Raw genomic sequence first — 8,100 nt, forward strand, 5'->3', positions numbered from 1 at the left:
ATACAACGAACGTTTATTTGAAGTTGGATTACGCAATGATAATGCCTATGTCATCTGATAGATATGAAAATTATGAAGGAATGTTTTTAAGACTGCATCAAAGCACAGTTTTACATTTACGAAAAGATGCAGATGTAAAGAAACTAGAAGAATCAATTCAACTTAAAGGAAACGGCGGTACGTTTCATTTAAAAAATTTAGGTGATGAAATAAATATAGATGTTACTCTTAACAGCTATTCTGAAATACCTCAACTTATAGTAGGAATCTTATTCATTCTATTCTCGATCGTCGGAATGGTAGTAACAACCATCGTTTCTATCTTGATGAGAAAGAGGGAATTTGGTATAAAAATAGTTTTTGGCGAAAGTAAATTTGGAATGTTTATTCAAATTGTTTTAGAAAACATTATTGTAGCAATAGCTGGCTTAGGAATATCAATAGCTTACTTTTCATGGAGATATGGGAAGCTGCTGCAAATGTCAAAGGATTTTAAAGCAGTATCGGCATTAGACTTTAAATTGGACATGCCTATATTATTTTTAGTATTTCTTTTCTTATTATTGATTATCATTGTCTCGAATGTAATTGTCTTCTTATTTATTAGAAAACTCGAACCGAAAACATTAATAGGTGGGATGGAATAATGGGTTTAATTGAACTAAAAGATATTAAAAAGGTGTATAGTAACAAGAATCACAATACGTTCGCCTTAAACGGTATAAACTTAACTATAAATAAGGGCGAAATTATAGCAATAATGGGGCGATCAGGCTCAGGGAAAAGTACACTATTAAATGTTATAGGGTTAATTGATATGCCAAATGAGGGTGAATATACGTTAAATGGAAAACCATTAAATGAAATTAGAGCGAATAAAGTTCATAAAACAAGAAATGAAATGATTGGATTTATTTTTCAATATTTTGCATTGTTAAAAGAACATACTGTACTAGATAATGTAGCACTACCACTCACATATAGAAAGCTAAAGCAAAGAGAAAGAGAAGATAAGGCGAAGTTCTATTTAGAAAAAGTAGGTTTAAAAGAACATATGCATAAAACACCAGACGAGCTATCAGGTGGACAACAGCAGCGAGTCGCAATTGCAAGAGCGTTAGTAGGTGAACCAGAATTAATTTTGGCTGATGAACCGACAGGGAATTTAGATAGAAAAACAGGAGAAGAAATTATGAATTTGCTATTACAACTGAATGAAGAAGGACGAACGATTATTATTGTAACGCATGATATTGAGGTAGCGAATAAGTGTAATAGAATTATTGAGTTAGTTGATGGGGAAGTTGTGCGGAGTTAAATGATGTTAATAAGGGAATATATATTAACTAAAATACATCGCAATTTGGCGATGTATTTTTTATAAGAATAGTATATAAATTCGATTCTTATCGTAACAAAGTAGGATTAATAATGATGGTAGAACGTGGGTTGCTCCAAATGGTGGAAGGATAACAATTTAAACATAGTATCAAGAAAAAACGCCTTGTTAATAAAGAAACAAGGCGTTTTTCGTATATAAATTTACCACTCAATCGGATCTTCTCCATACACTTCCCATAACTTAGGAAACATGTTTTTCAATCCTTCTTCGTCATCTTCATCCCAATCTAATTCGATATCAATATTAGAAGCTCTTTCATTTGAAAGTACATGATAAAGTGTGAAGTATGTATCATCTTCATCTCCAGTCTTCTCCACATATACTTCTTGTCCGAAATATAGCGTAAGTTCTTCAATTTCAGGAACATCATCCTCACTCAAATTTTCTAATACAGAAATTAACCGTTCTGGATCTTCAATACAAGCTTCGTATGTCTCTTTTTCTTGGAACAATAGCCATCCGCGGAAGTAATCAAAAGAATCATCCGAACAACCACCCATAATAATATAAGCAGCTGCCCATAAGCGAGATGTATAGGAAGCTTTTAATATATGATGCATATGCGTATCAAAAGCAACAATTTCATGTACTGTACGTTTAGCGAGGTGAGAAGTAAGCCATTCTAGTTGTTCTTCTTGGTCCTCACCTTTCGTTTTTGCACGATTAAGTAGTTCCCAAAATTCTTCTTCTGTTATCGTTTTTTCTTTTATGTAATCTTCCCCAGGGCATGGGTCTGTATATCCTTTTTTACGTTTGGAAGCAACTAGTTTGTTAGCTTCTTTCATACATTCTTCTTCTGTTTCAAACTCTTTCGCTTTCACACTACCAGCTGTGCCAATTTTTCCGTAAAACACAACGTAGTCTCTATCTTTCACAATGATTTTCCAAAACTTATTTGATTTCTCAGTTTGCTGGATTAATAACGTTTCCATTCGTACCCCCATAATGCTTTTCTAGTGTGCATTGTGATTGTAACATATGTATAAATACCTGTAATGACAAAAAGGTGAGTGTAGTTTTTGGAAAATTCGAAAATCATTGAATGGAATAGAAAAATTTAGTAATCTTATTTGTACAGTACATATATAATCATTTTGTAATAATTTGATATTTAATATATAAGGGGGCATTACGGATGGATCTTACGTTTAAAGTTGAGGAAACATGTTTTAATTACCGTGTCGGAGCAATTTGTAAACAGGGTAATAAAATTCTTATTCAGCAAGGTGACGGTGAAGATTTTTGGTACGTACCGGGCGGACGAGTGAAAATGCTAGAAAATAGTGAAGATGCGTTAAAACGAGAGCTTGCAGAAGAATTAGGTGTTCCTATTAAAGGGAAGAGATTAATATGGTCAGTAGAAAATTTCTTTACACTTTCTGAGCGAAAGTTTCATGAAATTAGTTTCTATTATGAAGTAGAGCTACAGGAGTTACCTGCAAATGGAGCAGATCAATATATTTTGGAAGAAGAGGGTAGAACGTATTTGTTTAAGTGGGTGCCAGTAGAAGAGTTAGAAGCATATAACTTACAGCCTGCATTTATAAAAGAGAAAGTAAAGGATATAGCAGTTCATACAGAACATATCGTTTTACAAAATTAAATGTATTCGGAGGGGAAAAACGGTGAAGGGGACTAAAAAAGAGGTACATATAAATGACAAAGTAATTCGTTACACACATATCGAAAAAGGTTCCAGTGCGGTTTGCTTTATGTTCTCAGGTTCAGGATACAATTATGATAAACCGTTATTCTATTATGCGACGATGCTTATGCTCGAAAATAAAATAGATGTAGTACATATTCATTATTCCTATGATGGACAATTAATGAATAAACCAATGGAAGAAGTAACGAAAGTAATGATGGATGATATTAATCCTATAATGAATGAAGTATTAAAAAATGAGCAATACAACTATACTATGTTTTTAGGGAAATCACTTGGAACGATTCCGATTGCAAATGATTTAATGAAGAGAGAAGAGTTTTTACAGTCAAAAATGATATTATTGACACCTTTACTAACGTTTGAAACGATTTTTGATTCTATCTTACATAGTAATCATGAAGGGCTTTTAGTAATTGGAGACAAGGATCACCAATACAATGCAGATCAAATTAATCAATTACATAAAACGAATTTAAAGATCGATGTTGTCAAAAACGCAAACCATTCTGTAAATATTGGAGAATTTGAAACGGAAAATTCAATTGAAGCAATAGCAAAAGTAATAGAACAACTTAAAGAAGTTGTAAGGACAAACTAATTTAAGTTTCAATACATACAAAAAGAGGTGCAATTTGCACCTCTTTTTTATTTAATAAGCCTTCAGCACATGAAGCAAATAAGCCTTCCGATTCAGCGGATTAAAGTCAACACGTTTTCGAGTAGGGAAGGGAGCTTTCAGCTTTGTGAAACAACCTGGCTTCGTTGTGAAGATACCTTCTCCTTCAGTAAACGAATGGAGCATTTGTTTAAAATTTTCTGTTTTCGCAACAGGTAATGATCCTGTTAACTGATAAGAATCATTATTTAATATAGGCTCTGCGAAAGTTGCTGGTATGGCAGCTAATTTATACATTGCGGTACTAATCGCATGCTCTGGAACAGTCAATTCAAATTCATTAATTGGTTCATACACGCATGTATCAGCTTGTTTTAAAGCATTCATTAAAACGAGTGGTGTTAAGTTTCTAAAGTCACTCGCTGTTGTAACAGGGCTGGCATAACCAGTATGTGTTAACGTGACGGAAATGTCCGTAACTTCCCATCCGTATAAACCTTGTTTTAACGTTTGAAATACCGTATCTTCAATCGCTTTATGAAATGCTAAAGGTAGTGATCCAAGTTCAACACCTAAGTTGTACGTTATGCCAGAGTTATGCTTCCCACGTTCAACTTTGAAACCGATTGTTGCGTAAAATGGATTCGCTTTTTCACCCATTATCTCAACGTTATTTCCTATGCCCATTGGTTTTTCAATACATACAACTCGTGTATTTGAAAAAGTAACTTGTAAATTGTATTTTTCATAAAGTGTTGTTTCAATCACTTCTTTTTGCACTTCACCGAAAAGGCGAATGTATAGTTCATTATGAACATCGTCTTTCCACACTTTAATGAGCGGATCTTCTTCACATAGTTCCATAAGAGCAGCGTATAAATCATGAATTCGCTCTTTAGGTACAGCATCAATGGCAGCTTCCATTTGCGGTTCGGCAAAGTGAATATCTTTTATATAATCTGTCCGTTCACCGATAATATCACCAATTTTAATAGCACTCAGTCCCCATACTTTACAAAACTCACCGCTATGAACGGTAGAAGTTTGAACGGCAGTTCCATTATGAAACATGCACATTTTTTTAATCTTTTCTTTATGTGATTGAGACTCAATGCGCTGAATATCAACATATTTTCTAACGTGTAAGCTACCAGAAAAAACTCTTACATAAGCAATCTTTTCACCAGAAGGTTCACGTTCTATTTTAAACACAACACCAGATAATGTTTCATTTTGCGCCGATTTATTAGCTGGAATTAGAGCTGAAATATTTCCAAGTAGTTCAGCTACTCCCATACCTGTCATTGCTGAACCGAAAAAGATCGGATACACATTTGCCTGCTGTATTTGTATTTCTAGTTCTTTTCTTAATAGTATGTCCGGTACTATTTCGTTATTTACATATGATGCAAGCAATGTTTCATTATACAGTGCTAATCGTTCCATACAATCGTCATATGATTTATATTCAATAATACGAGCTTCCTTTGTTCCTTCGTTCTCAGCAGAGTAGAAGGGGAATGCGTCATATGAAAGAATTTCTTTTATTTGTTTCAGAACTTTTTCAGTATTTGCTCCACTACGATCAATTTTATTAACAAATAAAACAGTAGGTATGTTTAGTTTCTGTAATGTTCGCATTAAAATCTTTGTTTGTGCTTGCACCCCTTCAACGGCAGAGATAACTAAAATGGCACCGTCTAAAACACGGAATGATCGCTCCACTTCAGCGATAAAATCAGCGTGTCCTGGTGTATCAATGACATTTACTTTTACATCATCAATAAAGAAAGAAACGACAGATGCTTTAATCGTAATTCCGCGCTGTCTTTCTAATTCCATTGAGTCAGTTTGCGTACTTCCGCTATCAACGTGGCCGATTTCTTTAATCACATTCGTTTCATATAGAATACGCTCAGTCAAACTCGTCTTGCCAGCGTCTACGTGCGCGACAATCCCTATATTTATTGTTGTCATATATAAATATCCTCATTTCATTGTCCATTTTCATTTCCTCATTTCTATTTGTGAATTTCCGCATTATAATCACTCTCCAGTTATTTAAATTAGTACTATTATAGTGCAATTTACATTTTTTGTAACGCGACGAAGCGCCTTAATTTGGAAAACTAAAAAGAAAACAAAATGCTTGCATTATAAATCGATATAGAATATATTAATTGATATATCAACTATTGATATATCAAACGTTTTGTTTTGGATGTAAAGGAGGGGTAATTTGACAAGTTCATGCTCAAAAGAAGCGATTATTTTATATAAATTGCACTTCCTCAATAAAGAAGTAAGTTCGAAGTTTGAAGGGTGTACGGGTATGAGTCAGTCTAGATTAGAGCTTTTACTTCAGTTATATGAAGTAGATGAAATTAGTCAAAAAGCACTTCAGCAAGAAGTGAATATTGATAATGCTGCGATTACGAGGCATTTAAAACAGCTAGAAGCAAACGGAATGATTGTAAGACGTAAAAATCCAGATGATAACAGAATTACGTTAGTTTCTCTTACAGAAGAGGGGCGAAATAAAATTAAAGTGTATCAAGAGGAAAAAGAACGTTTTGCAACTTCAGCATTTAAAGGATTAAGTGAAGAAGAACGCGACAATCTTTTAACGATGTTAGATCGAATTCAAGAAAACATAAAAGAATTATAAAAAAGGGAGAATACAACTATGACAAACTTACTAAAAACTAATGACTTTAACGAAATTTTAACAGGACGCCGTTCAATCCGTAAGTACGATCCTTCGGTGAAAATTAGTAAAGAAGAAATGACAGAAATTCTTACAGAAGCAACACTTGCACCATCTTCAGTAAATATGCAACCATGGCGTTTCCTTGTTATTGAAAGTGACGAAGCAAAAGCAACACTTGCGCCACTTGCGAAATTCAATCAATCTCAAGTAGAAACATCTTCAGCAATGATTGCTGTATTTGGTGACTTAAATAACTTTGACAACGCAGAAGAAATTTACGGTACAGCAGTTGAGCGTGGTTTAATGCCAGCTGAAGTAAAAGAAGATCAAATGCAAAAACTTTCAGGTTACTTCTCAATGGTTACACCAGAAGTTATGAAAGATACGGTATTAATTGACGGTGGTCTTGTAGCAATGCAATTTATGCTAGCAGCTCGTGCTCACGGCTATGATACTTGTCCAATCGGTGGATTTGAAAAAGACCAAATCGCAGAAGCATTTGGATTAGATAAAGAGCGTCACGTACCAGTAATGTTAATTTCAATCGGAAAAGCTGCTGACAGTGGTTACCAATCAGTACGTCTTCCAGTTGAAAAAGTTGCTGAGTGGAAGTAATTTTATAAAAAACAGAAATAAGTGAGTTATGAGAGGGGAAACACCATGATTATTATTCACGCAATATTTCAAGTAGACACAGCAAAACAACAATCATTTTTAGAAGAAATTCAACCACTACTTCATGGTTCAAGAGAAGAAAGTGGAAATGTATCTTACGATTTATATAAAGATACAGAAAAAGAAAGTGTTTATACAATGGTAGAAGTATGGAAAGATGAATCAGCAGTTGCGAGCCATAATACAAGTGAACACTTCACATCTTTCGTTAGTAAAGCATCACAGTTTTTAACTGCTCCGCTTGATATAAAGGTTTATAATGGAGAGTTAGTAAAATAATGAGGTAGAAAAAGATGACTTTAGCGTATTGCTAGGGTCATCTTTTTTATTTTGATAGGAATATATTTACTTCTAACTTAATGTGTTATAATTTGGAAAATAAATATTCTTAATTTTAAAAATATTTAAAGGTGGTAGTGAAATATATGAACATATTAAAGAAAATCACTAACAATATTTCAAAGGTCATTATAGGAAAAGATGAATCGATTGAACTCGCAGCAATAGCTCTTATAGCAAGAGGACATATTTTATTAGAAGATGTACCTGGGACTGGAAAAACAACATTAGCAAAAAGCTTAGCGAAAAGCGTGGATGCTAAGTTTCAAAGAATACAATTTACAGCTGATACTTTACCTGGAGATGTTATTGGTCTCGAATATTTTAATGTGAAGGAATCGGAATTTAAAACGAGGTTAGGTCCTATTTTTGCAAATATAGTATTAGTGGATGAAATTAATCGAGCTGTACCGAGAACGCAATCTTCGTTACTTGAGGTTATGGAAGAGCGTACCGTTACGATTGCGAAACAGACATACTCGCTACCAGATCCTTTCCTTGTTATTGCAACGCAAAATCCACTCGAGTCAGCGGGCACATTTCCGTTACCAGATGCTCAGTTAGACCGTTTTTTACTTACTATACGCCAAGGTTATCCTACGAGAGAAGCAGAAAAGGAAATGATGAATCGCTTCCAAACGAATGATCCGTTAGAAACGTTACATTCTATTATTTCAAGTGAAGAA

Annotated in this window: 10 protein-coding genes; 8 read left to right on the forward strand and 2 right to left on the reverse strand. The window is 34.0% G+C overall.

Going from position 1 to position 8,100, the window contains the following annotated elements:
* Positions 1 to 647, forward strand: a 647-nt coding sequence (locus KI356_RS20610; RefSeq protein ID WP_212936306.1) for an FtsX-like permease family protein, incomplete at its 5' end; no start/stop codon positions are given.
* Positions 647 to 1,318, forward strand: coding sequence for an ABC transporter ATP-binding protein (locus KI356_RS20615; RefSeq protein ID WP_128280427.1), 672 nt, complete (start codon positions 647 to 649; stop codon positions 1,316 to 1,318). The genes KI356_RS20610 and KI356_RS20615, both read left to right, overlap by 1 nt.
* A gap of 224 nt (positions 1,319 to 1,542) precedes the next feature.
* Here KI356_RS20615 and KI356_RS20620 read toward each other — a convergent pair whose 3' ends face one another.
* A complete protein-coding gene (locus tag KI356_RS20620; protein WP_212936307.1) occupies positions 1,543 to 2,334 on the reverse strand; it encodes a DUF4240 domain-containing protein in 792 nt (263 codons plus the stop codon).
* Positions 2,335 to 2,537: 203 nt separating this feature from the next.
* On the opposite strand from KI356_RS20620, the gene KI356_RS20625 reads away from it, so the two are divergent.
* A complete protein-coding gene (locus KI356_RS20625; protein WP_128280425.1) occupies positions 2,538 to 3,005 on the forward strand; it encodes an NUDIX hydrolase in 468 nt (155 codons plus the stop codon).
* Positions 3,006 to 3,027: 22 nt separating this feature from the next.
* Positions 3,028 to 3,672 (forward strand): alpha/beta hydrolase, encoded by a 645-nt coding sequence (locus KI356_RS20630; protein WP_238486213.1) that lies wholly within the window; start codon positions 3,028 to 3,030, stop codon positions 3,670 to 3,672.
* 51 nt (positions 3,673 to 3,723) lie between these two features.
* Here the strand turns inward: KI356_RS20630 and KI356_RS20635 are convergent, their stop codons facing one another.
* The gene (locus KI356_RS20635; RefSeq protein ID WP_212936308.1) at positions 3,724 to 5,667 is read right to left on the reverse strand and encodes an elongation factor G; all 1,944 of its coding nucleotides are present in this window, start codon (positions 5,665 to 5,667) and stop codon (positions 3,724 to 3,726) included.
* A 262-nt stretch (positions 5,668 to 5,929) separates the two neighbouring features.
* Here KI356_RS20635 and KI356_RS20640 point away from each other — a divergent pair, with 262 nt between their 5' ends.
* From KI356_RS20640 to KI356_RS20655, 4 genes are all read left to right on the forward strand, one after another.
* Entirely contained in the window at positions 5,930 to 6,358 is a 429-nt protein-coding gene (locus KI356_RS20640; RefSeq protein WP_128280422.1) for a MarR family winged helix-turn-helix transcriptional regulator, read from the forward strand.
* 18 nt (positions 6,359 to 6,376) lie between these two features.
* Positions 6,377 to 7,015 carry a nitroreductase family protein gene (locus KI356_RS20645; protein WP_212936309.1) on the forward strand — a complete coding sequence of 213 codons (639 nt, stop codon included), beginning with the start codon at positions 6,377 to 6,379 and terminating at the stop codon, positions 7,013 to 7,015.
* A 45-nt stretch (positions 7,016 to 7,060) separates the two neighbouring features.
* The gene (locus KI356_RS20650; protein WP_128280420.1) at positions 7,061 to 7,354 is read left to right on the forward strand and encodes a putative quinol monooxygenase; all 294 of its coding nucleotides are present in this window, start codon (positions 7,061 to 7,063) and stop codon (positions 7,352 to 7,354) included.
* Positions 7,355 to 7,500: 146 nt separating this feature from the next.
* The coding region (locus KI356_RS20655; RefSeq protein ID WP_212936310.1) for an AAA family ATPase at positions 7,501 to 8,100 on the forward strand (600 nt) is incomplete at its 3' end.

It is taken from the genome of Bacillus hominis (assembly GCF_018332515.1).
Taxonomy (GTDB): Bacteria; Bacillota; Bacilli; order Bacillales; family Bacillaceae_G; genus Bacillus_A; species Bacillus_A hominis.